We start from the raw sequence: 25966 nt of genomic DNA, 5'->3' as shown, positions 1-25966 counted from the left end.
AGCCGAAGGAGGGGGTGGACTTCACCGTGCGGCTCCTGCCGGTTCGCCGGCGTGGGGGAGGGCTCCGGCGTCGAAGAGCAGCGTGAAGAGGGCCTCGCGGTAGCGCCGCATCAGCCGTTCGCCCTCCTCCGGGTCGCGCCCCTCGCGGTACAGCAGCTCGATCCGCAGTGAGTCCGGCGCCTCGACCGGGATGAACTGGAGCTGCTGGCTCGACGTCAGGGTGTCCGTGTTCACGGCCTCGAACGGCTCGCCGGCCAGCAGGGCCTCCCGGCCGTCCTCACGCACGTAGCTGAAGGAGACGGCGGGGGAGAGGTACGGCAGCAGGGCCGGATCCGCCGCGGCCAGGTCGGCGAACGGTACCGTGCGCTCCGCCTCGATCCGCGCGAAGGTGTCCCGCACTGCGGCGAACGCCTGGTCCGGCGTCAGCTCCGGGCCCAGCCGCAGCGGCACCGGGACGACGTTGGCGAAGGCGCCGACCGAGCCGCCCAGCGCGGAGTGCACCCGTCCGTCCAGCGCCACCGACGGGCACGTCCCGCGCTCGTCGCCCTGCCGGGAGAGCGCCAGACCGAAGGCGGTCAGGTGCAGCAGGAACGGGGTGGTCCGGCGGGCGGTGCACCAGGACCGGATCGCCTGGAGCAGCGAGGCGTCGGGGTGCCAGCTCACCCGGCTCACCGGGGCCGGTGCGCGCTCCGGCTCCGTGACCGGCGGTGCGGGCACCGTGACGGGCAGCAGCGACCGCCAGGATTCGCGCGCCCGCTCGAACTGTGCGGTCCCGGGAAGCGCCTGGCGCCAGATCAGGTAGCGCAGGTAGCCGGGGTCCTCGGGTTGGACGGCGTCGGGCCGCCGGTACGCCTCGGCGAGAGTGTCGACCAGGTTGAGCAGTCCGATGCCGTCCAGTGCCGCCGCGTGGACGGTGAGCGAGACCAGCCAGCCGGCCGGCAGCCGCAGTGCCCGGGCTCGCAGCAGTACCTCCTGCCGGGGGTCGATCAGATCGCGCTGACCCACCGCCACCAGCCAGTCGGCCGCCGTGCTCACCGACTCCGTCACGGGCAGCCGCAGCTGCTCGACGGTCGGACGGGCCGCGCCCGGAGCGGTCAGCACCGGGGTGCCACCGGCCGGGTAGCACAGCCGCAGTGCCGGGTGCCGGGCCACCGCCACGCCCAGCGCCGACTCCAGCCGGGCCGGCTCCAGCCGTTCCCCGGCGCGGAAGACGAAGGTCTTCTGGTGCGCGGCGTCGGGCGTCCGGACTCGGCGCAGCAGTCCGTTCGGCAGCTGCTCGGGTAGCCCCGGCCCGGGCAGTTCGGCGAGGTCCTCGGTGCGGCCCACCCGGTCGGCGGCGAGGGCGGCCAGCCGGGCGGCCGTGCCGGCGGCGTAGAACTCCCGGATCGACACCCGGATGCCGAGCGCCTCGCGGACGCCGTGCAGCGCGCGGGTGGCGACCAGCGAGTGCCCGCCCGCATCGAAGAAGTCCTGGTCCGGCGTCAGGTCCGGCTGCTCCAGCGCGGTCCGGAAGACCTCGAGGACGGTCGTCAGAACGTCGTCCGCGGGCTCGGCCGGCCGCACTGCCGCATGCCGGGCGCCGCTGGCCGGAGCGGGCAGCCGGGCCGGGTCGACCTTGCCGTTCACGTTCACGGGGAAGGCGGTGACCACGGTGAAGGAGGAAGGGACCGCGGCCGGCGGCAGCTCCTCGCGCAGTGCCCCGCGGACCCGCTCGGGCAGCTCCGCGCCGTCCCCGGCGGCGATCAGGTAGGCGTCGAGCCGCTTGTCGCCGCTCTCGCCGCTGACCCGCAGATAGACATCACGCACTCCGGCGACCCTGCGGATCACCACCTCGATCTCGGCCGGCTCGATCCGGACGCCGCGGATCTTGACCTGCTGGTCGCCCCGGCCCAGGTAGAGCAGGTCCCCGCTGGGCAGCAGCCGGACCCGGTCGCCGCTGCGGTAGCTGCGCGCCCCGGTGGCCGGGTCGGTGGTGAACCGCTCGGCGGTCAGCGCAGGCTGTCCGAGGTAGCCGGTCGAGACGGACGGGCCGCTGATGAAGAGCTCCCCGACGCTGCCGTAGGGCATCGCCCGCCCGGCCCGGTCCCGGATCTCGTAGGTCACGTTCTGGATCGGTCGCCCGATGGGGGCGTACGGCGGCCAGCTGCGCGGCGGTCCGGTGAAGCGGTAGAACGCCACACAGTGGGTCTCCGCCGGGCCGTAGTTGTTGATCAGCCGGCAGTCGGGCAGCGCCTCGAAGAACCTGACCAGCTGCTCGCTCAGCCGCAGTTGCTCGCCGGTGGTGGTGATCTCCCGCATGCTGGCGAAGGGCTCGGGGGCGGCTGCGTAGCGGGCGGCCAGCGCGTGCATCAGCGAGACCGGGAAGATTCCCTTCTGCACGCCGTGCTCCCGGATGAACTCCGGTAGCAGCTGGTGGTCGTGCTTGTCGTCGTCGTCCACGATGTGCAGCGAGCCGCCGGAGCAGAGCGCGCCGAAGGTCTCGTGGAAGGAGACGTCGAACCCGAAGGAGGCGAACTGCAGCCAGCGCATCCCGCCCGGGGTGACCACGGTGTCGTAGTGGGCCAGGTTGGCCAGCGCCCGGTGCGGGAAGTGGATCCCCTTGGGGCGGCCGGTCGTCCCGCTGGTGTAGGTGACGTACGCGCCGACCGACAGGTCGACCTCGTCGCCCGGCACCGGCCCGTCGGGGCCGTGCGGGCCGCCCGGGTCGGCGAGCTCCACCGCCTCGGCGGCGGAGGCGAAGGCGGCGTCCGCCGCCCGTGCGCAGAGGACGAACCTGGCCCCGCTGTCCTCGGCGATCACCGCGAGACGCCTGGGCGGGTGGCGCAGGTCGAACGGCACCGGCGTGGCGCCCGCGCGCAGCACGCCGAGCAGTGCGGTGACCAGCGGGACGCCCCGCTCCATGGCGATGCCGACGGTCTCGCCCACCCGCACCCCGCGTGCGGTGAGCAGGCCCGCGATGCCCGCCGAGCGCCGAGCCAGCTCGCCGTAGCCGAGCCGCTGATGCTTGTCCGCCACGGCCAGTCGCTCGGGGTGACGTGCTGCCAGCTCGGCGAAGACCGCGTGCACCGGCTTGGCGGGCACCTCGGTCACGGGGCCGAGCAGCGCGGCCCGGGTGCGGGCGGCGGCCTGCGGGGGCTCCACCGGCAGATCGGCCAGCAGGGTCCGCGGGCCGCTCGTCGCCTGCTCCAGCAGGTACTCGAAGGAACGCTGCCAGGCGAGGACCGTCTCCCGGTCGAAGCGTGCCGAGTCGTACATGAAACGGCCCGAGAGCGTGCCGTCCCGACCCAGCCACCAGCTCAGCGAGAGCTCGTAGGTGCTGGCCTCGCGCTCGAACGGCACGGTGGACGCCCGCAGCTCCGGCGGCGCCGGGGGCGCGCTGGCCTCCTCGCTGAGCATGTTGACCAGCACCTGGAAGACCGGGCTGACGGACAGGTCCCGGTCGGTCCCGAGGTGCCGCGCCAGCACCTCGAGGGGCAGGTCCTGGTGGTCCAGCGCGCTGCTGAAGCGGTCCTGCACCAGCCGGAGCAGGTCACGGAAGTTCTGGTCCGCGTTCCAGGTGGTGCGCAGCGGCAGGGTGTTGACGAAGTTCCCGACCAGCTCCCGGGTCTCGGGACGGTGCCGCCCGGACACCGGGGTGCCCACCATCACATCGCGACTGTCACTGATCCGGCCGAGGAAGAGGGCGAACGCGGCGGTGACCACGGTGAACGGAGTGACGTGTTCGCTCGCCGCCAGCTCCCGGATCCGGCGGGCCAGTTCGGGAGCGAAGGCGAAGTCCAGGTTGCGGCCCGCGTAGCTGCGCACGGACCCGCGCGGGCGGTCCGCCGGGAGCTCCAGCACCTTCGGCGCACCGGCCAGTTCGCGCAGCCAGAAGTCCAGCTGCGGCTGGAGCGCGCCGGATTCCTGGGCCCGTTGCCGCGCCCAGGCGTGTTCGGCCAGCAGGCCGTCCAGCGGCGGCAGTTCGGGCTGCAGACCGTCCCGCCGCCGGGCGTAGCAGGCGTACAGGTCGGCGAGCAGAATGCCGGTGGAGCGGGCGTCGGCGCAGATGTGGTGCACTGCCATCGCCAGCACGTGCCGCTCGGGGGCGAGCCGGAAGATGCGCGCGATCAGCAGCGGGGCGCTGTCCAGCGGGATCGTGCTGGACAGCAGCACCCGGATTTCGCGGCGCAGTTCGGTCTCGTCGGCGAGCACCAGCACTGGCAGCGCCACCTCGCCGCCGGCCGGCCGGATCCGCTGCACCGCCTGCCCGTCGAGCAGCTCGACCGTCGAGCGCAGCGCCTCGTGACGGTCCACCACATCACCCAGCGCGGCCCGCAGCGCGGCGGTGTCGAGGGGCCCGCGCAGTTCGGACAGGACGGGGACGTTGTACGCCTCGGCCGCGTGGTCGAGCTCGTCGAGGAAGACGAACTTCTCCAGCGACGGCGTCAGCGGAAGGACGTCGGCGCCGTGACCGCTCACTCGGGCGGGTTCGGGGGCCGGCGCCTGGGCCGCTGAGCCCAGCAGTTCGGCGAGGCGACCGGGGGTGGGCTCGCGGAGGAAGGAGCCGAAGGGCACACTGCGGCCCCAGCGTGCCTTGGCAGCCGCGACCAGGTGCTGAGCGAGCAGCGAGTCGCCGCCGAGGGCGAGCAGGTCGTCCTGATCGGTCACGGCCGGGACGCCGATCGTCTCCTGGAAGAGCTCGCGGGCCCAGGACCGGAGCTCCTGTACCGGAGCCCCGGGATCCGCCTCGGCCGACTGCTGCGGCGCTCGGCCCGGTGGCGGCGGCGCCGGGGTGCCGGGTGCCGGCGCACTCAGCCAGTGGCGTTCGCGGCGGAAGGGATAGGGCGGTACGTCGACCACCCGCCCGGGCAGCGCGTCCACCGCTGGGAGCCGGACGCCCTCGACCCCGCCGAGCCAGGCGCCGGCGATGCCCGCGAGCAGCGCCTCGGCGCCCGGCCGGATGCCCGCCGGCGCATCCGGCAGCAGCGTGCAGTGCCGGGCCAGCCGACCCAGCGCGGCGGTGCTCAGCGGCTGGGCGGCGGGTACGGTCGTCAGGCGGGTGACCGCGAGCCCGAGCGGCGGCAGGGTGCGCAGGCCCGGAGCGGCAGGGGCCTCGCCCCACACCTGCTCCGGGGTCGGCAGGTGTCCGGCGGTGACGTGCTCGCTCCCGTCCGCGTCGTACCAGGTGAGCGCGGCCGGGCCGGGAGCGGGCAGCTCGGCGTGCCGACCGACGCGCAGCGCGAGCCAGCTCCTCAGCTGGTCGACCGAGAGGGCTCCGGCGAGCACGGCGGCCGCGACCCGGTCGGCGGCAGCGGCGATCACGGCCGCCGGGACCAGCCCGTGAGCCCGCCACACCGCGCTCGCCGCCACTGTGGTGACGGTGCGCACCACGTCCTGCGGGAGGACGTCCAGGTCCGGCAGGCCGTCCAACAGGTCGTCAGCGGTGCGGCGGAAGTCGGGAAGGCGCTCGCACAGCTCGCGGAAGAGGGCGGGAGCGGGTGTGGGGAGGTCGAGGAGAAAGGCGACGTTCCGGGGGTGCGGTGCGGCGGCCTCCGCCGGCCCGACCCGCAGCGGCTCGCCGCCGGGACGCCAGAGCAGACCGCGGCGCAACGGGTGGTCCGGCTGCCCACGCCGCAGGGTGAAGGCGGTGTCCCGGGCGTCGTTGGCGTCGGTGGCCCGGTCGAGGTGCTCGCGCAGTCGGGTCTCCAGCGTGTCGAGCGAGTCCGCCGACTTGGCACCGAAGGTGATCAGGACGGCGTCCGACCCGTGGTCGGCGCCGCCCGGTGACGTCCCGCCCGGAGCTTCCTCCAGCAGCAGGTGGACATTGGTCCCGCCGACCCCGAAGGAACTGACCCCGGCTCGCAGGGGGTGGTCCGAGTGCCAGGCGCGCAGCTCGCGGTTGAGGAAGAACGGGGAGGTGGCCAGGTCGAGGTGCGGGTTGGGCTCGGCGCTCCCGAGCGTGGGCGGCAGCTCTCGGTGGTGCAGGCTGAGCACGACCTTGATCAGGCCTGCCACACCGGAGGCGGAGTCGAGGTGCCCGATGTTCCCCTTCACCGAGCCGAGCGCGCAGGACCCGACCGCGTCGGTGGTCGCCCGGAACGCCTCGGTCAGGGCGTGCACCTCGATCGGGTCGCCCAGCGCCGTGCCGGTGCCGTGGGCTTCGACGTAGCCGATGCTGTCCGCAGTGACCCCGGCCAGCGCGTGCACGGTCTCGATCAGCTCGGCCTGCCCGCGCTGGGCCGGCGCGGTGTAACCGCTCTTGGCGGCACCGTCGTTGTTGGCGGAGCCGGCCTTGACGACGGCCAGCACCCGGTCTCCGTCCGCCAGCGCGTCCTCCAGCCGGCGCAGCACCACCAGGCCGGCCCCACTGGCGAAGACCGTGCCGGCGGCGTCGGCGGAGAAGGGCCGGCAGCGGCCGTCGGGCGAGGCGATGCCGCCCTCGCCGTAGAGGTAGCCGAGGTCGCGGGGCTTGACGCAGGACCCGCCGGTGATCATCGCGTCCGCCTCGTAGTCCAGCAGCATCCGGCAGGCCTGGTGGATGGCGGCCAGGCTGGAGGAGCAGGCGCAGTCCACCGCGATGCTCGGGCCGGTGAGGCCCAGCCGGTAGGAGAGCTGGGTGGCGGTGAAGCCGCGGTCGTTGCCCATCAAGGTGCGGTGCCAGCCGAGCCGGTCCACCGCCTCCTGATGGGGCAGCACGTTCTGCAGCAGATAGTCGGAGTGGTTCAGGCCGAGGGCGACCCCCACCCGTCCACGGAACCTGGCGGGGTCGAGGGCAGCGTGCTCCAGCGCGTGCACCGCCGTCTCCAGGAGGAACCGCTGCTGCGGGTCGGTGATCCGCGCCTCGGCAGGGGTGAGCCCGAAGTAGCCGGGATCGAACAGCGCGGGATCGGCGAACCGCATCCGCCTGGCGACGTAGTTCGGGTCCTGGATGAGGCTCTCGAGCAGGCCGGCGTCCCGCAGCTCCTGCTCCGGCACGGTCTCGAGCGGGCTCTCGCCGGCGCGGAGCAGTCGCCAGAATTCCGCCGCCGAGTCGGCTCCCGGAAAGCGGCAGGCCAGGCCGGTGACGGCGATCGCCGAGAGGTCCTGCTCGGGGGGCTCGGGCAAGGTGTCGGACATGTCGGTGCTCCTCTGCAGCGTTCGGGAGTTGATGGGACGCCGGGTGACGGGGTGTGGGGTGGGCCCCGTCAGGAGTCGGCCGGAGCCTCGGGTCCCGACTGCGCACCGCGGGGAAGCGGAAGCTGTTTCTCAGCAGTTCGAGGGGGCCGCACAACGCGATAAAGAGCCTGTCGGAAGGTCCGGGTCGGCGTGGGATAACTTCGCCTTCAAAACTTGCCGGACCGTTGTCAATGTTCGCATCGAATCCAATTCCCGGTGAGCCTAGCGCAGTACAAGCCGCGTTCAAGAGATGGCCATTGTGACCTGTATCACTTGCCCTGCGACGGATTTTTGAGGCAGCCTGGAGGAAGGTCGGCCGGTGCTGCTGCATGAGTACTGAAAAATGAGTGCCGAGGGCGAAACTTGAAGGGGAAACGGTGACTGAAGCCAATGTGCTGGACGAGCGAGTGAATTCAGCCGGCGCCGTCCATGAAGCGCTGCTCTCCGCGGGGTTCGGGCCGTTCTTCGGGACGCCTTGCGGAGTCCTGGCGCCGCTGCTCGCGCTCCTGGAGGAGGGGGATGACTACCACGTCGTCGCACGTGAGGACAGTGCCGTTGGCTTGGCCGCGGGTGTCGGGCTCGCGGGTGGCCACCCGGTCGTGCTGATGCAGAACTCCGGTTTCGGGCAATCGGTGAATGCACTGGCCTCGTTGACCGTGCCGTATCGGATCCCCTTGCTGCTGATTGTCAGCATGCGTGGGACCGGCCCTGACGCGACCACCGAGAACCTGGCCATGGGTCGACTGACGGAAGCAATTCTCGACGGCCTCGGAATCGAATTCCTTTATCTGTCGTCCGAGCATGCCGCCGACTGCATGCAGAACGCCTATCGGATAGTGGCGGCCGAGCGCCGCCCGTTCGCCCTGCTGGTCCGTCCCGACGAGTTCTCCTGGAGCGTCTGAGGCTATGGTGCTTTCGACATCACTTTCCAAGACCGCGGCCGTGGCGGGCGCCATGGCCGTCCTTCCGGAACTGCCCACCATATTCACGACCGGCTTCACCTCCCGCATCGGAGCCGCACTGGGAAACCGGCCGAACCACTTCTACATGACCGGTTCGATGGGCCTGGCGCTGACCGTAGGGGCAGGCGTCGCGCTGTCCGCCCGGCGGCCGGTGCTGGTGCTCGACGGCGACGGGAGCCTGCTGATGAATCCGGGCGGGCTGATCTGCGCCGGCGGCATGGTCGACCTTCCGCTGATCCACGTGGTGCTTGACGACGGGTGCTACGACTCCACGGGTGGGCAGCGGTCCCCCGCGCCGCAGGTCGATCTGGTGGGGTGGGCGGTCGCTGCGGGCTGGCGCTCCGTCAGGACGGTGGACACGCTGGACGGTCTGACCGCGGCGCTCGGGCTCGTGTACCGGGAGCTGGCCGGGCCGGCCTTCATCCGCTGCCTGATCGAGCCGGACTCGACCCCGCCGCCGCCGAGGATCACCGATGACCTCCTTGGCGTCGCCCGGCGGTTCACGCGGCATCTGACGGCGTGAGTCGGCCGGTGTGCCCCGGGTCCTCGGGTGTCGCAGGCGCATCGGCCACCTCCATCGTAGACGGGTTGAAATTACACGTGTGACATGGCACCTTGCAAGGGAGTTGATCACTGCGCCCCGCCGCGAAGGGGGCTGGTGAGGTGGTCACTCCGTGGGCCGCGCCCCGGTGCTGATGGAAGGTCAGGGCGGGGGTGAGCCGGCTTGGCGGCTTGGTCAGGACGCGAGCGCCGCCGAGAGCTCCTCGACCGTCGGGTGTGCGATCAGCAGGCGGACCGGCACCCGGCGGCCCAGTTCGGCGCCGAGCACGGCGGTCAGCTGCGCGCCGAGCAGCGAGTTGCCGCCGACGGAGAAGAACGGGTCGGTGTCGGTGAAGTCGCCGTGCTGGAGCACGGTCGCCCAGGCGCCGCGGACGGCGCGGCGCAGGGCCTCGGGAGTGTTCGGGGCGGAGTGGGTGGCGTCCATCGTGTACGTGCTCCTCTGTCGCAGGGGTGCGGCCCGGTGGTCGCAGGGGTGTCTCCCGGGCCGGAGAAAAGGGGAGACATAAAATCTGATGTGTGACATTGTATCGGCGGAGGTGAGAGATGGACAGCGCCGTACCCGCCGCGATTCGGCTGACCAGGCAACAGGAAGCCGTCTGGCTGGCCCAGTTACTCGATCGGGGTACCGATTCCTATCACATACCGATGGCCTTCCGGCTGCGCGGAGAGGTGGATCCCGAGGCGCTGGAGAGCGCCCTGCGACACCTGACACTCACTCACCCCGTGCTGCGCACAAGGGTGGTGGAGGAACTTCCCGAAGCCGCCGGCCGGTCCCACTCCGCTGACGAAGGACCCTGGCAGGTCATCGCACCACCGCCCGACCGGGTGCTCGCCGTGCACGAATCGGTGGCACCGGACGGCGGCGCGCTGCTGCGCGAACTCGCCTCGCGCCCGTTCGACCCCGCGGCGCCGCTGCGCTTCAGTGCCCATTTGATCCGTGTCGGGAGCAGTACGGATTCCCTCCTGCTGATGGTGTACGACCACCTGGTGATCGACGCGCCGTCCGTCGCACTGCTCTGCGCCGAGTTGTCCGAGGTCTACAGCGCTATGCCGCGCGACATTCCGGGCGAGCCTCCCGTGCCCGAACTGTCCTACCTGTCCTACGCGCTGGACCAGCACGGCGAACCGGGCCGGGCCGAGGCCGCGCGCAACGCGGAGTTCTGGCGGGGCTATTTGGCCGGTCTGCCGGGCCGACCGGCCGGCCAGGAGCGAGGCGGAACCGCCCGCCCGGCCGAGGAGTTCGCGATCGAGCTGCCCACCGGTCTGGAACTCGCGGTGCGCCGCGAGCGGGCCTCGCTCTTCTCGCTGCTGCTGGGCGCCCTCTCGCTGACCACCCATCACCTGCTCTGCGGCGAGGGCGGGGCGCTGCTCGGCTACCCGGCGGTGGACTGGAACCGTGCGGCCCACCCGGAGGGCGTCGGACTCTTCACCGACCTGCTGCCGTTCCGCGCCCTGGAGCCGGCCGCCGGGGAGACCGTGGCGGAGTACGCCGCGCGGGCGGCCGACCGGCTCTTCGAGTGCCTGGAGCACCAGAACGCCCCCGGCACCGAGCTGCGCACCCCGGCCGAGCCGGCCGCGATGCTCTCCCTGCACGATCTGACCGGCACCGACCTGCGGCTGGCCGGCCTGGTGGTGGAGCGGATCCCGATCTACCCCCGCTACCCGAAGACCGGGCTGCTGCTCGCCGTGGAGACCTCTGCCGGAGGCACCACCGCCCGGCTGCAGTACGACCCGGGCCGCTGCCCGGGCGACCGGGCCCGGCGGTTCGGCGCGGCGTTCGCCCGGGTGCTCGCCCAGCTGGTCGAGGCGCCTGCCACACCCGCCCTCGCGGTGGAACTGGTCGACCCGGCCGAGCGCGAGCGGCTGCTCGCCGATGGGCCGCCGGTGAGCGCGCCCGTGCCGGTGCCGGCGGCCTTCCTTGCGCACAGCCGGCGCACCCCCGCCGCGACCGCCCTGGTTACGGCGGAACGCCTCTGGAGCTACCGCGAGTTGGCCGAGGCGTCGGGCCGGGTCGCCGCCCAGCTGGTCGGCCGCCAGGTGCCGCCGGGCTCGGTGGTGGCGCTCGCCCTGCCGCGCTCGCCGGAGTTCGTGGCGGCCGCGCTCGGCGTGCTGCGGGCCGGCTGCTCCTTCTTCCCCGTGGACACCGAGCAACCGCCGCGCCGGCTGGCCTACCTGCTGGCCGACACCGGCACCGCCGCGGTGCTCACCGCGGACGGCGGCCGGCCCTCCTGGGCGGCCTCCGACACGGTGGTGCTCACCGCCTCGCTCGACGTGCCGCCGGCGGATACCGCCGCCGGGCCGGAGACCGGCCCCGACCGTGCGGTCAGCGCTGCCGGCCCCGCCTACGTGATCACCACCTCCGGCAGCACCGGCCAGCCCAAGGGCGTCAGCGTGCCGCACCGGGCGCTGGCCAACAACCTGCGCTGGAAGGCCGCCGAGTTCGGGCTGGGCCCCGAGGACCGGGTGTACTTCAAGACCCCGGCGGTCTTCGACGCCTCGGTCTGGGAGTACCTGCTCCCGCTGACCGTCGGCGCGGCCGTCGTGGTGGCCCCGGCCTGGGCCCACCGGGACCCGGCCCGACTGGCCCGGGAGCTGATCGAACTGGACGTCACCGTCGTGCAGTTCGTGCCGACGCTGGCCAAGGCCGTGCTCGCCGAGCCGGCCCGGCTGGACCACGGGCGGCTCCGGCTGGCCTGCTTCGGCGGCGAGGTGCTCGATCAGGAGCTGGCCGCGCGAGCCGCCGAGCGGTTCGGGGCCGGGGTGGTCAACCTCTACGGGCCCACCGAGGCCGCCATCGACGCCACCTTCCACCGCTGGTCGGCCGCCGACCCGCCGAGCCCGGACGGCACGGTGCCGATCGGCAGGGCGATCGACGGCTGCCGCGCGCTGGTGCTCGGCACCGGCGGCCAGCTGCTGCCCGACGGCTTCGCCGGCGAACTCCACCTCGGCGGACTGCCGCTGGCGATCGGCTACCTCAACCGGCCCGACCTGACCGGGCAGTCCTTCCGGCCCGACCCGTTCGCCGAGCGGCCCGAGCCGACCGGCCTGGCCGAGCCGACCGGTCTGGCCGAGCTGACCGGCCTGCCCGAGGAGCCCGGCTTGCCCGAGGAGCCCGGCTTGCCCGAGGGGCCCCGGCTCTACCGCACCGGCGACCTGGTGCGCCGCGACCCGGCCGGCCGGCTGCACTACCTCGGGCGGATCGACGGCCAGTTGAAGGTGCGCGGGGTGCGGCTGGAGTCCGCGGAGCTGGTCGCCGCCGCGCTGACCCACCCCGGGGTCCGCGACGCCGTCGTCGCCCTCGCCGGCCAGGCCCGCGACCAGCTGACCCTCTACTACCTGACGCACCAGGGGGCCGCCGTCGAGCAGGCCGGGCTGCGGACGGCCCTGGCCGCAGCGCTGCCCGCCGGATACCTGCCGCAACTGCTCGTCGAACTAAACGAGTTCCCGTTGACGGCGAGCGGCAAGGTGGACCTGCGGGCGGTGCCCGCGCTGGCGCCCGCCGTGCCGGCAGACGGCGCCCTGCCGGCCTCCCGCCGCCCGCGCTCCGGACTGGAGCGCAGGCTCGCCGCGCTCTGGGCCGAGGTGCTGCAGACCACCGAGGAGCGCATCCCGCGCGATCTCAGCCTCTTCGAACTCGGCGGCAGCTCAATCCAGTTGATTCAGCTGCACGCCCGCTTGCGGCGTGAGCTGCAGGCCGATCTGCCGGTCACCGACCTGTTCAAGTTCCCCACCGTCGCCGCCGTGGCAGCCGCACTGAGCGCCCCGGTCCCGCACCAAGGACTCCGATGACCCCAAGCACCGACGACCGCGCCGTCGCCGTGGTCGGCATGTCCGCGCGCCTGCCCGGCGCCCGCACCGTCGACGACTACTGGGCGCTGCTGCTCGGCGGCGGCAGCGCGCTGGGCCCGACCACGGCGGCGGACCTCACCGCCGCCGGCGTGCCCCAGGCCCTGGCCGAGGACCCCCGGTACCTGCCGGTGGCCGGCCGGGCGGCCGACACCGAGTACTTCGACGCGGCCTACTTCGGCCTCGCCCCGGCCGAGGCCGCCGCCATGGACCCGCAGCAGCGGGTCATGCTGGAGGAGGCCCTGCACGCCCTGGAGCACGCCGGTTGGGCCCGGCTGCCCGCCGACCGGCGGATCGGCGTCTTCTGCGGCAGCGGGGAGAACCGCTACGGCGAACTGCTCCGGGCGGCCGGTGCCGAGCCCGGGCTGGGCAGCACGGCCTCGGCGCTCCCGCTGCGGCTCTCCTACCACCTGGACCTGCGCGGGCCGAGCGTCTTCGTCCAGAGCCTCTGCTCCACCGCGCTGGCGGCTGTGCACCTGGCCCGCACCAGCTTGCTCAACGGCGAGTGCGACGCCGCGCTGGCGGGCGCCGTCTCGCTCGCCCTCCCGCAGGAGCACGGCTATCTGGCCGAGGACGGCGGGGTGCTCTCCGCCACTGGTGAGCTGCGGCCGTTCGACGCGGACGCCGACGGCACGGTGCCCGGCAGCGGCGCCGGGGTGCTGGTGCTCAAGCGGCTCGCCGACGCGCTGGCGGCCGGCGACACCGTGCACGCCGTGATCCGCGGTTCCGCGCTGAACAACGACGGCGCCGACCGGCTCAGCTTCGCCGCGCCCAGCGTGGCCGGGCAGCGCGAGGTGATCCTGGCCGCCCTGGCCGACGCGGAGATCGACCCGGCGACGGTCGGCTACCTGGAGGCGCACGGCACCGGCACCCCGCTCGGCGACCCGGTCGAGCTGGCCGCGCTGCTGGAGGCCAGGCGGGCGCTGGGCGTCAGCAGCCCGTGCGCGATCGGCGCCGTCAAGTCGACGGTCGGCCACCTGGACGGTGCGGCCGGCGTGGCCGGGCTGGTCAAGGCGGTGCTGGCGGTCCGCGAAGGCGTCGTCCCGGCCACCCGGGGCCACCGGCGGCTGAACCCGTCGATCGACCTGGCCGGCAGCGGCCTGCGGATCGCCACCGCCACCGAGCCCTGGCCGCAGCCCGAGGGCCCGCGCCGAGCCGCCGTCACCGCGCTCGGCGTCGGCGGCACCAATGCCCATCTGATCCTCGAACAGGCCTCCGCCGCGGCCGGACCCTCGGCCGACCCGGTGCCGGAGGGGCCGCAGGTGCTGCCGCTCTCCGCGCACAACCCGAGCGCCTTCGCCCAGGCCCGGGCAGAGCTGCTCTCCGCCGCCACCGCCGGGCAGGCCGGCCGGGCCGACGCGCTGCCCGCGCTGGCCGCCGCGCTGCAGGACGATCGGCGCCCGCGCGAGCTGCGCCGCGCCCTGGTGGTCGACGACTGGTCCGGGCTCTCCGCGCTGGTCGAGCTCGAGCCGGTGACCGACCGCGAGCTGGTGCTGGCGCTCGCGCCCACCGCGCCGGCCGAGCACCGCGACTCCTTCGACGCCAAGGCCGTCGCGGCCGCCGCCGGGCGGGAGTTCGACGCCCAGCTGGCCGGTCTGGCCGAACTGGCCCGGCTCGGCATCGCCGCGACCGCGCTGCACGGCGAGGGCACCGGCGAGTTCGCGGCCCTCACCCACAGCGGCGCGCTGCCGGCCGACCGGGCCAGGGACTTCGCCCTGCGCCAGGCCCAGGCGCTGGCCGCGCTGGACCTGGGCGCGGCCGGTGAGGGCCACCGGCTGCTGGCCGCCCTGGCCGCCGAGCTGGCCGGGAGTTCGCCCGAGCCGCCGCGGATCGAGCTGCGCTCCACCGCGCTGGACCGCGCCCTCCCGGCCGGGCACCGGCTCACCGGGACCGAACTGGCCGAGCTGGTCGAGGCGGCAGCCTTCGGCGCCCCCGGCCCGTCACCGGCCGAGCGGCTGCCCCGGGTCGCGGACCCGGCGGACCGCGAGGCGCTGCTACGGCTGGCCGCCTACTGCTGGGAGCGCGGCGCCGAGGTCGACTGGGCCGCCCTGCGCGCTGCCGGGCCCCGCCCGGCCCGCTTCGCCCTGCCGCGCTACCCGTTCCAGCGCGACCGCCACTGGCACCCGGCCGCCATCCCCGCGGGCGGCGCGCCCGCGCCCGTTGCGCCCGCGCCCGTTGCGCCCGCTGTGCCCGTTGCGCCCGCTGTGCCCGCCGCGCCCGCTGTGCCCGTTGCGCCCGCTGTGCCCGCCGCGCCCGCTGTGCCCGCCGCGCCCGCTGGGCCCGCCCCCGCGGCGGCGGACGGCCCGGCCGGGGTACTGGCGGTACTGGCCTCGATCTGGGCGGAGGTACTCGGCGTCGACGAGCCGGCCGCCGAGGAGAACTTCTACGCGCTGGGCGGCCATTCGATCATCGCCGCCCAGGTGCTGACCCGGATCCGCGAGCGGTTCGGGGTCCGGCTCACCCTCGGCGACTTCCTGGACGCCGACACCCTCGCCGACACCGCCGCGCTGGTCGAGGCCGACCTGGCCGCCGGCCGGCTCTACAGCTCCCTGACCACCGGCAGCACCGACGACGGATTGGACCTGGTCGAACTGTGACCCTCATCGGCTTGCTGCAAGACCTCTCCCAGCGCGGCGTGCGGCTGGCCGCCGCGGACGGGAAGCTCTCGGTCAGCGCCCCCGCCGGCGTGCTGGACGACCCCACCACCGCACTGATCCGCGCCCGTCGCGAGGAGATCCTGCAGTTCCTGCGCGAGCGGGCGGAGGAGGAGGCCCGCCGCAGGGTGCGGATCGAGCGCGCCGACCGGTCCAAGCCGCTACCGGCCAGCTACGCCCAGCAGCGGCTCTGGCTGATCGAGCAACTCGCCACCGACCTGCCGATCTACAACATGTACTTCGCCAGCACGCTCACCGGCGACCTCGACGAGTCGGCGCTGCGCTGGGCCGCCGACCGGCTGACGGACCGCCACGAGGCGCTGCGCACCGCCTTGCGGGAGACGCCGGAGGGCCTGTGCCAGGTGGTGCAGCCCGACCTGCCCGCGGACTTCCGCCGCCACGACCTGACCGGCGCCGGGGCCGGGGACGGGGCGCTGGACGCGCTGATGGACGAGATCACCCGCACCAGGTTCGACCTGGCCGTGGCGCCGCTGGTCCGCTTCGACCTGATCCACTGTGCCGAGCGGCGCTGGATCCTGGTGGTCACCCAGCATCACGTGATCTCCGACGGCTGGTCCACCGGTGTGATCCGGCGCGAGCTCTCCGAGCTGTACGCGGCCCGGGTCCAGGGCCGCTCCGCCGAGCTGCCCGAACCCGCCGTCCAGTACGCCGACTACGCGCTCTGGGAGCGGTCCTGGCTGGGCAGCGAGCTGGCCCGGCGGCAGAAGGCCTTCTGGCGCGGGCAACTGGCCGACCTGCCGCCGCTGGTGGAGACCGCGCAGGGCCGGCAGCGGGAGGCCGTGCAGAGCTACCGCGGCGAGGCCCTGGACTTCCGGCTCTCGCAGCGCACCCTCGGCCTGGTCCGCGAGCTCTGCGAGCGCTCGGCCGCCACCCCGTACGTGGTCTTCATGGCCGCCTACTCGCTGCTGCTCTCCCGGATGGCCCGCAGCACCGACATCGCGGTCGGCAGCCCGCTGGCCAGCCGGCCGTACACCGCGCTGGAGCAGACCCTCGGCCTGTTCTTCAACTCGATCACCGTGCGCACGGCGATCGACGAGCGGGAGAGCGTGCTCGACTACCTGGGCCGGGTGCGCCGCTCCGCCTTCGACGCCTTCGCCAACCAGGACCTGCCGTTCGACCAGGTGGTGCAGGAGGTCGCGCCGGAGCGCAGTAGCGCGCACGCGCCGATCTTCCAGAGCATCTTCATCTACCAGAGCTACCCCGACGCCGAGTTGGAGCTGCCCGGGGTCACCACCGGCCCGGCCCCGGAGCCGGTGTACTCGGCCCAGTACGACCTGATGCTGAAGCTGCGCCAGGAGGATGACGGCTACCTCGGCCAACTCATCCACGCCACCGCGCTGTTCAGCCCACAGGACGCGCAGCGGCTGGTCCGCTGGTTCGAGCGGCTGGTCACCGCGATGGCCGAGCAGCCGGACCGCCCGGTCGGCGAACTCTCGCTGCTCGGCCCCGAGGACGAGCCGGCCCGCGCGCAGCGGGAGCCCGCCGACCCGGCGCCCGGCGGGGACTGGCAGCCGGTGACCGAGCGGATCGCCGCCCGGCTGGCCGGGGGAGGCGCCGAACCGCTGCTGGCCTTCCGCGAGGTGCGCCGCACCGGAACCGAACTCGCCGAACGGGCCGCCGCGGTGGCCGCCGGACTGCGCGCCGCCGGCCTGCGGCCCGGCGAGCGGGTCGGCCTGCTGGTCGGCCGCTCGCCGGACCTGGTCGCGGCGCTGCTCGGCGTCTGGCAGGCCGGCCTGGCCTACGTGCCGCTCAACGGCCGCGACCCGCAGCCCCGGCTGACCGCGATGCTCGCCGACGCGGGCTGCAGCGCCCTGCTGACCGGCCCCGAATACCCGTCGCACTGCCCGGAGTTCACCGGTCACCGGCTCGACCTCGGCCGGCTGCTCGGCACCCCGGCCGGGCCGGAGCCCGCCCACCGCCCCGCCCCCGAGGAGAGCGCCTACCTGATCTTCACCTCCGGCTCCACCGGCCGGCCCAAGGGTGTGGAGATCAGCCACGGCAACCTGGCCTCGCTCTTCTCCGCGCTGGACCGGGCCGTGCCGCTGCCCGAGCAGGCGCGCTGGCTGGCCGTCACGGCGGTCACCTTCGACATCGCAGTGGTCGAGCTGCTCTGGACCCTGGCCCGCGGCGTCCCGGTGACGCTGGCGGAGAACGCCGAGACGCTGGCCGCCGCCGACCCCGCCGCCGGCCCGCTCACCGTGCCCGAGCTGCTGACCGCGAGCGGTGCCACCGCCCTGCAGGCCACGCCGACGCTGCTGCGCACCGTGCTGATGCTGGCGGACGGCCCGGCGGCGCTGGCCCGGCTGCGGCTGCTGCTGGTCGGCGGGGAGCCGCTCGACCGCGAGCTGGCCGACCGGCTGAAGGGCCTCGGCATCCCGCGGGTGCTCAACGTCTACGGGCCCACCGAGACCACCGTCTGGTCCACCTCCTGGGAGGTGCCCGACCAGCTTGACCGGATCCTGATCGGCCGCCCGCTCGCCAACACCGGCGCGGTGGTGGTGGACCATGCGCTGCGGCCGCTGCCCACCGGGATGTTCGGCGAACTCGTGCTGACCGGCCACGGGGTGGCGCGCGGCTACGCGGGCGCACCGGAGCTGACCGCGCGGCGGTTCGTCACGCTGCCCGGCGGCGGGCGCGGCTACCGCACCGGCGACCTGGCCCGTCGGCTGCCCGGCGGCGACCTGGAGCTGGCCGGCCGGCTGGACAACCAGGTCAAGGTCAACGGCTACCGGATCGAACTGGAGGAGATCGAGCGGGCGCTGCTCGCGCTGCCCGCGGTGGCAGCCGGGGTCGCGGCGGTCCGTCTTTCGGGCGGCCGGGCCGTGCTGACCGCCTACTACGTGCCCGCCGACCCGGCCGCAGCACCCGACCCGCAGGAACTGCTCGCCGCACTGGCCGTCGACCTGCCCAACCCGTACCTGCCGACCGCCTGGGTCGAGCTGCCCGCCCTGCCGACCACCACCGGCGGAAAGGTCGACCGCCGGGCCCTGCCCGACCCGCCGCAGGCCTCCGCGGCCCCGGCGGCGGCCCCGGCGGACGAGCTGCAGGCCGAGCTGCTGGCCTGCTGGCGCCAGGTGCTGGGCCGGCCGGACCTGGGTGTGGACGACGACTTCTTCCAGTCCGGCGGCAGCTCCCTGCTGGTCGCCGCGCTGCTCGCCGCCGTCCGCGAGCGGGCCGCGCCGCAGACCCGGATCGTCGACCTCTTCCGCTACCCGACCGCGCGCGGCTTCGCCGCCCACCTGCGCGGCGGGCCCGCCGCCGCGGCGAGCCCGGCCGCGACCCGGCCCGAGCTCTCGCAGGCCCGCCAGCGCCGCCGCGAGCAGGTGCGCCGCAAGCGCCTGACCGAGGGCACCGGGCCGGCCGGCTCCTGAGGCCCTGTCACGGCCCTGCCACGACCGACGACCCCGACCGGGAGAGTGACATGACCGAGAGTGACTGGGAGACCGGGGCGGCCTTCCTCGGCTCGCCGGCCGCGGACCGCCGGCTGGACTACTGGCGATCCTCGGCCGGCGAGCCGGGCCGGCTGGAACTGCCCGGCGACCGCCCGCAGTCCGCCGGGCGGCGGTTCCGCGGCGCCCAGCTGGAGTTCGCCCTCACCCCCGAACAGACCGGGCTGATCCGGGCCGCCGCCGAACGCGCCCGGGTCACGCCGTTCACCGTGCTGCTGGCCGCCTTCGGCACCCTGCTCGGCACCCTGACCGGCAGCACCGACCTGGTGATCGGCGTACCGGTCCCGGGGCGGCATCGCCCGCAGACCGCGGAGCCGGCCGGCACCTACGTCAACACCCTGCCGGTGCGCACGGTGCTCGACCCGGCACGCGGCTTCGACGCGCTGCTGGCCGACACCGCCCGCCGGCTGGCCGGCGCCTTCGACCACCAGGACCTGCCCTTCGAGGTGCTCGCCCAGCGGCTCGGCCACCGCGGCGAGGACCTGGTCGGCGTGCTCCTCACCATGCCGGACGGCCCGGACGGGAGCGAACCGCTGCCCGAACCCGACCTGACCGCACACCCGGTGGACTTCGACCGGCCGTCCGGTCGGTACGAGCTGTCGCTGGACTGGCGGCTCCGGCCGGACGGCACCCTGGGCGGCCGGTTCCGCTACGACAGCGACCGGTTCGACCGGGCCACCGTGCTCGGCTGGCAGCGCGGCTTCGCCCGCCTGCTGGAGCGGCTCACCAGCGAGCCGCAGCGCCCGCTCGCCGAGCAGGACCCGGCCGGCGAGGAGACCGCCGCCGCGCTGACCGGCCCCGCGGTGCCGGTGCCGGACCGGGCGGTGCACCAGCTGGTCGCCGACTGGGCGGCGCGGGCGCCGCAGCGGGTGGCCCTGGCCGATCCGGACGAAAGCCTGACGTATCGTCAGATCGACGTGCTGGCGGCGGAGATTGCCGCCCTGCTGACGGAGAACGGAGTGCTGCCGGGGGACCGGGTGGGCCTGGCGCTGCCGCGCGGGGCGCGGTCGGTCGGCGCCGTGCTCGGCGTGCTGCGGGCAGGCGCGGCCGCCGTGCCGCTCGACCCCGCGCTGCCGGCCGCCCGGCTCGCCCTGATGGTCGAGGACTGCGCGCCCGCCGCCGTGCTGCACGACACCGGCGAGCCGCCTGCCTTCGCCGCCGGGCGCCGCACCATCGAACTGCCGGGCACCAAGGAGCTGCTGGCGGCCGCCCGGCCGTTCGCGCCGGTCCCGGTGCCCGGCGCGGCCGCCGCCTACCTGACCTACACCAGCGGAACCACCGGCCGCCCGAAGGGCATCGTCTTCCCGCACCGGGCGCTGGCCAACCTGATCCACTGGGAGACGGAGGGCCACACCCGGGCGCTGCGCTGGCTGCAGTTCGCCTCGCTCGGCTTCGACGCGGCCTTCCACGAGATCTTCGCGGCGCTGTGCGCCGGCGGATCGCTGCACGTGGCCGACGAGGAGACCCGCCACGACCACGAACTGCTCGCCGACTTCCTCGCCGAGCACCGGGTGACCAAGGCGATCCTGCCGGTCTCGCTGCTGCACTCGCTCGCCGCCGTCTTCCACGACCGCCCGGAGCGGTTCGCCGGGCTGCGCGAGATCGCCACCACCGGCGAGCAACTGCGGCTCACCGGCCGCACCATCGCCTTCCTCGACGCCCTGCCCCACTGCCGGCTGGTCAACAACTACGGCCCGGCCGAGACTCATGTGGTCACCTCCTACCGGTTCACCGGCCCGAGCGAGGGGTGGCCCCGGCACGCGCCGATCGGCCGCCCGATCCAGAACGTGCGGCTCTCGCTCGGCCGACCGGGTGGACTGCCGGTCGCCCCGGGTGCGGTCGGCCAGCTGGACATCGCCGGCCCCTGCGTGGCCGAGGGCTACCTCGGCCTGCCCGAGCTGACCGCCGAGCGCTTTCCGCGCCTGGCCGGGCAGCCGGGCTACCGCTCCGGCGACCGGGTCCGGCTGCTGCCGTCCGGCGACCTGGAGTTCCTGGGCCGGGCCGACCAGCAGCTGAAGATCCGCGGCCACCGGGTCGAGCCGGTGGAGATCGACCTGGCGCTGCGCCGGGTGCCCGGGGTGCTGGACGCGGCGCTGGCCGTCCGCGGCGAAGCGGGCGAGCGGCGGATCGACGCCTACCTGGTCACCGCCGGTCCGGCCGACGGGCTCGCCGCCCGTGCGCGGGCGGCGCTCGCGGCCGAGCTGCCCGCCGCTTTCGTGCCTGCCACCTTCACCGTGCTGGACGCACTGCCGGTGAACGCCAACGGCAAGGTGGACACCGCCCGGCTGCCGACACCTGTCACGCCGTCATCCGCCACGCCGTCACCTGCCACCCCGTCATCCGCCACCCCGTCACCTGCCGCACCCCAGCACCGGAGCGCCTCCTGATGAAGTTCAGCCTCTTCTTCTTCGCCAACGGCGACGCCCCGGCCGAGCAGTACCGGCTGCTGCTGGACGCCGCCCGGTTCGCCGACGCCGAGGGACTGGCCGCCGTCTGGACCCCCGAGCGCCACTTCCACTCCTTCGGCGCCCCGTTCCCCAACCCGGCGGTCACCGGCGCCGCCGTCGCCGCCGTAACCAGCCGCACCGAGGTGCGGGCGGGCAGCGTGGTCCTGCCGCTGCACGACCCGCTGCGGGTGGCCGAGGAGTGGGCGGTGGTGGACCAGATCTCCGGCGGGCGGGCCGGAGTGGCGCTGGCCTCCGGCTGGAACCCGCAGGACTTCGTGCTGGCCCCCGCGGTGTTCGGCCGCCACAAGCAGGTGCTCCGGGAGCAACTGGCGGAGCTGCGGACCCTTTGGGCGGGCGGCACCGTCACCCGCATCGGGCCGGAGGGCGTGAGCTACCAGGTGCGCACCCACCCGAGGCCGCGGCGCGACGGGCTGCCGCTGTGGATCACCGCAGCCGGTTCGCCCGCCACCTTCGCGCTGGCGGGGGAGCTAGGCACCGGCGTGCTCACCCACCTGCTCGGCCAGAGCACCGACGACCTGGCCGAGCGCCTCGCCGACTACGGCACCGCTCTGGAGGAGCACGGCCACCCGCCGGAGGCGGAGCGGGTCGCGGTGATGCTGCACACCCACCTGGACCCCGACCCGTCGGCCGCACTGGACCGGGCCCGCCCGCCGCTCAAGGAGTACCTGCGTTCCTCGCTCGACCTGTTCGGCCTGCGACAGCCCGGCACCGCGCCGGTCGGCACCGCGGCCGAGGCCGATCTGGACGACCTGCTGGAGATCGCCTTCCAGCGGTTCGTCCCCTCCTGCCTGATCGGCTCGCCGGAGACCGCGCTGCCACTGGTCACCGAGCTGGCCGAGCTCGGCGTGGACGAGATCGCCTGCCTGATCGACTTCGGCCTGCCGACCGATCAGGTGCTGGCCGGCCTCGACGCGCTGGCCGCCCTCAACAAGGCCTGCGCTGAGCTCTGAGCCGTCCCCCGGCGCCCAGCGGATGCGCGCGCACTGCGCACTTGAATCTCAACCTTTCCGCAGGGCAGTTGTCTGTGTCCGAGGCTGGACTCGCACCATTCTCCAACGTGGAATGGGCCTGCGCGGCACTGGAGCTGGAGGTGCCGCCGCACGTAGTCGGAGGAGCTTCGGGAATGTCGTTCGGAAGTTGATCAGCTATGTGACCGTCTCCGCGGAAGCGTCCGGGGTGCGGTCGAGGGTGACGGTCACAGGGGGACTCCTTGGGTGTCGTTTCCGCCGGGGCAGGCGGTGGCCGGGGCACTGACGGCGCCGGGGCGCGCGGCGGCGGCCGGAGGAGCCCGGGGTGGCGCGGGTGCCGGCAGCGGTGTGGGCGGGGCGGCTGTGCCGACTGCGGCTCGTGGAGGTGTTGCGGCGGGGGCGTTCGATGGCGGGGACGGTGGTGGGGAGACCGGGGGGGGGTGCGGGCTCCAGTGATGCGGGTGAGTTCTTCGTCGCCGGCTGTGACGCGGGTGATGTGTGTGTGTGTGTGTGTGTGTGTGTGTGTGGGTGATGGCGACGGTGATCATCATGCGGGTCATCTCGCGGCGCTGGTTGGGCAGGACTATGTGGATTCACTACACCATCTACTGCGCTACCACGGCCGCTGATGTGCCGGCCTGCGGTGTCCGCACCGCCCGGGGTCTCGCCGACACCTGCACCTGGTCGGCTCTTCTCGATAGGCTACGGGTGTGAAGGATGGCGACCAGCAGCGGGACGAGTGGCGGGCCACCGTCGCCCGACAGGTCATCACTGATTACCTGGGCCAGTGGCTACGGTCGGCCAATGAGGCGGCGGTGGCCGCGGTCGGCTCTGAGCACGCGGCGGAGAGCGCCCGGCTGGCCCGGCAGGCCAAGCAGCGGGTGACTCGCTGGCGTGACCACGGCGACCTCGGTGGTGATACCGCGGTCCTGATCGCCGATGCCGTGGTCCGGAGGATGGTGGACGACGAGAAGAGCGTCCAGACCGTAGAGAAGTCCGACGACTCCTTTCCCTCCTTCGACAGCAGTTACCGGGCTGCGGCAACCTGCCAGTGGCTCCGTGACCAGGGCTACGACATCCCTCTCTACCCTCGGGAGCCGGGCATGTGAACGAGGACCGGTCGGGTGGCTCTGCGTCTGCCGAGAATGTCATCCACGCAGCTCAAGGCCTTGCTCGACGGTTGCGGCAGGATGATCACTCGTGTTGCTTCGCCTGGCATACCTGATCGTCACCAACGCGTTCGCCGCCTTGCGGCTGCTCTCAATGAGCGACCGCGACAAGGATGTGGAGATTGTGGGGGTACCGGCGCGTGCACGGCGAACTCGCGGTTCTCGGTGTCAGGGTCGCCGCCTCCACCGTTTGGGAGATACTCAAAGCCAAAGGGATCGACCCGGCGCCCGATCGCAGCGCCACTACCTGGGCCGATTTCCTGCGTTCCCAGGGTGACGCGCTCCTGGCGTGCGACTTTATCGGGACCGTCACCCTGGCCGGCCAGCGCCAGTACATCCTTGCGGTGATCGAGCACGCCTCCCCCCAGCCTTCGGCCGGGAGGTGCCCCCATCGTCCGCGTCCTGGGGACGACCGCGCATCCCACCGCGCACTGGGTCGGCCAGGTCGCCCGGAACCTGGTCATGGACCTCGAGGATGCCGGAGCCGCCGTCAGCTACCTGATCCGTGACCGGGACGCGAAGTTCCCCGCGCTCTTCGACCAGATCCTGGGCGACGCCGGCATCCAGATCGTGCTCTCCGGCATCCGCATGCCTCGGATGAACTCCATCATGGAGCGCTGGGTGCAGACCTGCCGCCACGAACTCCTGGACCGGTCATTCACGAGTACTGCAACGCGGCCCGACGAAGATCACGAAAGCCGACCAAATCGCAGTCCAGCGTAGGCGAGGGAATTTTGGAGCCTCCAGCCACTGTGCCGGTCAGCCGAGAAGGCGGTCGAACTCTCCGTCCTTGACCCCGCTGAACAAGGCGCGGATCTCCTCGAGCGTCCAGACGGATGGCGGGCTGGCGAGGTCCGCGTCGTCGCGCAGCAGTACATAGTCCGCGACACGGGTGAATTCGGGGCAGTTGCCGGTCCGGACGGATACTGCCCGCCGGCCCGGCAACACCCCCGCGTCCTCGTTGCCGGCGATCTGCGGTCGGCCCGAGGACAGCGGATCGCCACGGCGGCCGGTACCGGGGCGCAGACTGTACTCGACGCCTACTACTCCGCAATGGCGATCGGTTAGCCAGGCGGGCCGGACGCACTACAGGATGTGCCAGCGCATCCCATCGTCCCCGCGGCGGAGGCCGTCGATCCGGTCGGCCACCTCCGCCAGCGTGCGGCCTGAGGCGTCCGTGCGCTTGGCGTTGGTGGTGATCATGCGCAGCTCTCGCAGGTCGCGGAGCACGGGGTAGCCCTCCCAAGCGGTGACGTCGAAGCCGTACCTGTCCGCGAAGGCGCGGTAGTGGGCCTTGCCGTAGCCGAAGCGGCGGCAGTGGATCTCGACGGTGACCAGGTCCATCTCGGGCGGGCCGAAGGCCGTGGTGTCCCAGTCGCAGAGCACCGCGTCCGGCCCGTCGTGCAGGGCGTTGCGGTGCTGCGGGTCGCCCTGGAGGATCGCTGGCGGCAAGGGATAGCGGAGGGCGGCGAGTTCTTTCTCGAGATGATCCACCCGGTCGGTGAGGAACTGGAGGTCGTCGGCGCCGAGCACCGTGATGGCGCCGATCGAGCGCCGGATCGCCCCGACGGTGTCGAGCGCCCGGAGCGGAACCGGAGGGGTGGGCAACTGGTGCAGTTGGCGGAGAGGATCGGCGATCTGGGCCGCGCTGACCGGGTGGTCGGGCTGCGGCAGATAGACCCAGAAGGTCACCGCGTGGGCCTCCACGACCACCGGCTGCTCGACCGGGAAGAGGCGGACGGTGGGGAAGTCCAGGCTGGTCAGCCACTGAATGAGGCGCACGGTGCGGCTGACTTCCGCCAGTTGGGTGCCGGAGCGCGCGACCTTGGCGACGACGGGAGCCGAGCGCAGGCGGAAGACGGCGTTGGTGTGGCCCCGCAGCAGCACCGCACCCGTCGGGTCGAGCCCGGCGAGGCGGCAGGCGGCATCGAGGATTCGGGTCGCTTCGGCCGCGGCGAAGCCGCCGACCAGCACCGGTGTGCTCATGGGAGCAAGGCTGGCTGACGGAGGGTCTGGTTGTCACTTCGAGGCGGCAGGCAGTGCCAGGATCTCGTCGAGTTCGCGGACGGCGCGGGCCGTGCGCAGGCTCGTCGGGAGTATCCGGATCACGTCCTGCGCGCGGGAGCCGAGGATGTCGGTGCGGTGAGCCGGCGGTACCCGGAGGTAGGTGCGGCCCGCGAGTTGGCAGGCCTCGGCAAGGCTGTGCTCCCGGGCGAGGCAGATCGCCTCTTCGAGGTTGAGCAGCGCCGGGTCGATGCCCGTCCGGTCGGGGTAGAGGGCGAGCGCCTGCTGCTGGATGGCACGGGCGCGCGCCGTGTCGCCCAGGTAGGTGTAGGCACCGCTGAGGTACAGGAAGAGCCGTCGCTCAGGGAACGCCCAGGCGTCATAAGCCGGGCCCGGTTGGCAGCGGGCGAACAGCTCCTGGGTGTGGGTGATCGCCGCCAGGGCTCCGGTGGCGTCGCCTCTCCGCGCGAGCGCCCTGGCCTCCGCCGCGCTGGCGAGGGCGCCGGTGGCCGTCGGGCGGTTGCGGTTGAGCAGGCGGGCCTGGCGGGCGAGGTCGATCGCCGCGTCCAACGGGCCGTAGTAGTACGGGAGCATCGCCGCCTGGGCGCGTACCCGGGCGCGCAGCTCGAAGTTGCCGCTGTCGTCGGCGGCGGTGCGGGCGGTGCCGTACCAGCGGTGCGCGTGGTGGATGCGGCCGAGCTTCATCAGGGCGTCCGCGATGAGCGTGGCG

The 25966-nt window shown here is 73.7% G+C and carries 12 protein-coding genes and 3 pseudogenes; 10 read left to right on the top strand and 5 right to left on the bottom strand.

Translation table 11 applies throughout. The features are described from left to right. Positions 1 to 21: 21 nt before the first annotated feature. Entirely contained in the window at positions 22 to 7095 is a 7074-nt protein-coding gene (locus ACFYNO_RS40235; protein ID WP_388023483.1) for an amino acid adenylation domain-containing protein, read from the bottom strand. A gap of 416 nt (positions 7096 to 7511) precedes the next feature. Between ACFYNO_RS40235 and ACFYNO_RS40230 the strand changes: the two genes are divergently transcribed. Continuing rightward, the gene (locus ACFYNO_RS40230; protein WP_388023480.1) at positions 7512 to 8036 is read left to right on the top strand and encodes a thiamine pyrophosphate-binding protein; all 525 of its coding nucleotides are present in this window, start codon (positions 7512 to 7514) and stop codon (positions 8034 to 8036) included. Between the two features lie 4 nt (positions 8037 to 8040). After that, on the top strand, positions 8041 to 8619 hold the full coding sequence (locus tag ACFYNO_RS40225) for a thiamine pyrophosphate-dependent enzyme (protein WP_388023478.1): 579 nt from the start codon (positions 8041 to 8043) through the stop codon (positions 8617 to 8619). 213 nt (positions 8620 to 8832) lie between these two features. On the opposite strand, the gene ACFYNO_RS40220 is transcribed toward ACFYNO_RS40225, so the two are convergent. Next, positions 8833 to 9081: an acyl carrier protein gene (locus ACFYNO_RS40220; RefSeq protein ID WP_388023476.1), complete on the bottom strand. Its 249-nt coding sequence runs from the start codon at positions 9079 to 9081 to the stop codon at positions 8833 to 8835. 119 nt (positions 9082 to 9200) lie between these two features. Here ACFYNO_RS40220 and ACFYNO_RS40215 point away from each other — a divergent pair, with 119 nt between their 5' ends. From ACFYNO_RS40215 to ACFYNO_RS40185, 7 genes and pseudogenes are all read left to right on the top strand, one after another. Continuing rightward, entirely contained in the window at positions 9201 to 12446 is a 3246-nt protein-coding gene (locus ACFYNO_RS40215) for an amino acid adenylation domain-containing protein (RefSeq protein ID WP_388023474.1), read from the top strand. Next, on the top strand, positions 12443 to 15100 hold the full coding sequence (locus ACFYNO_RS40210) for a beta-ketoacyl synthase N-terminal-like domain-containing protein (RefSeq protein ID WP_388023472.1): 2658 nt from the start codon (positions 12443 to 12445) through the stop codon (positions 15098 to 15100). Before ACFYNO_RS40215 ends, ACFYNO_RS40210 begins: the two co-directional genes overlap by 4 nt. Positions 15101 to 15111: 11 nt before the next feature. After that, positions 15112 to 18549, top strand: a complete 3438-nt coding sequence (locus ACFYNO_RS40205; RefSeq protein WP_388023469.1) for an amino acid adenylation domain-containing protein — start codon at positions 15112 to 15114, stop codon at positions 18547 to 18549. Between the two features lie 50 nt (positions 18550 to 18599). Continuing rightward, a complete protein-coding gene (locus tag ACFYNO_RS40200; protein ID WP_388023467.1) occupies positions 18600 to 21014 on the top strand; it encodes an amino acid adenylation domain-containing protein in 2415 nt (804 codons plus the stop codon). Then, entirely contained in the window at positions 21014 to 22045 is a 1032-nt protein-coding gene (locus ACFYNO_RS40195) for a MupA/Atu3671 family FMN-dependent luciferase-like monooxygenase (RefSeq protein WP_388023464.1), read from the top strand. The genes ACFYNO_RS40200 and ACFYNO_RS40195 overlap by 1 nt, the downstream gene beginning before the upstream one ends. Positions 22046 to 22773: 728 nt before the next feature. Beyond that, positions 22774 to 23172: a hypothetical protein gene (locus ACFYNO_RS40190; protein WP_388023462.1), complete on the top strand. Its 399-nt coding sequence runs from the start codon at positions 22774 to 22776 to the stop codon at positions 23170 to 23172. A gap of 185 nt (positions 23173 to 23357) precedes the next feature. Further along, positions 23358 to 23889 (top strand): annotated as a pseudogene (locus ACFYNO_RS40185) (IS481 family transposase); the annotation flags it as partial. A 102-nt stretch (positions 23890 to 23991) separates the two neighbouring features. Here ACFYNO_RS40185 and ACFYNO_RS40180 read toward each other — a convergent pair. Beyond that, positions 23992 to 24180, bottom strand: coding sequence for a hypothetical protein (locus ACFYNO_RS40180; RefSeq protein ID WP_388023459.1), 189 nt, complete (start codon positions 24178 to 24180; stop codon positions 23992 to 23994). Between ACFYNO_RS40180 and ACFYNO_RS40175 the strand changes: the two are divergent. Beyond that, a pseudogene (locus tag ACFYNO_RS40175) lies at positions 24145 to 24300 on the top strand (oxidoreductase); the annotation flags it as partial. The gene ACFYNO_RS40180 and the pseudogene ACFYNO_RS40175 sit on opposite strands and share 36 nt — an antisense overlap. An 18-nt stretch (positions 24301 to 24318) precedes the next feature. Here ACFYNO_RS40175 and ACFYNO_RS40170 read toward each other — a convergent pair. Together ACFYNO_RS40170 and ACFYNO_RS40165 are read right to left on the bottom strand one after the other, a co-directional pair. After that, positions 24319 to 25218 carry a phosphotransferase family protein gene (locus tag ACFYNO_RS40170; RefSeq protein WP_388023457.1) on the bottom strand — a complete coding sequence of 300 codons (900 nt, stop codon included), beginning with the start codon at positions 25216 to 25218 and terminating at the stop codon, positions 24319 to 24321. A 33-nt stretch (positions 25219 to 25251) separates the two neighbouring features. Further along, positions 25252 to 25966: pseudogene (locus tag ACFYNO_RS40165) on the bottom strand (XRE family transcriptional regulator); the annotation flags it as partial.

The sequence above is a fragment of the Kitasatospora sp. NPDC006697 genome, assembly GCF_042869935.1.
Classification (GTDB): domain Bacteria; phylum Actinomycetota; class Actinomycetes; order Streptomycetales; family Streptomycetaceae; genus Kitasatospora.
Note: the sequence above shows the minus strand (reverse complement) of the source record. Positions and strands in the feature narration are given on the sequence as shown.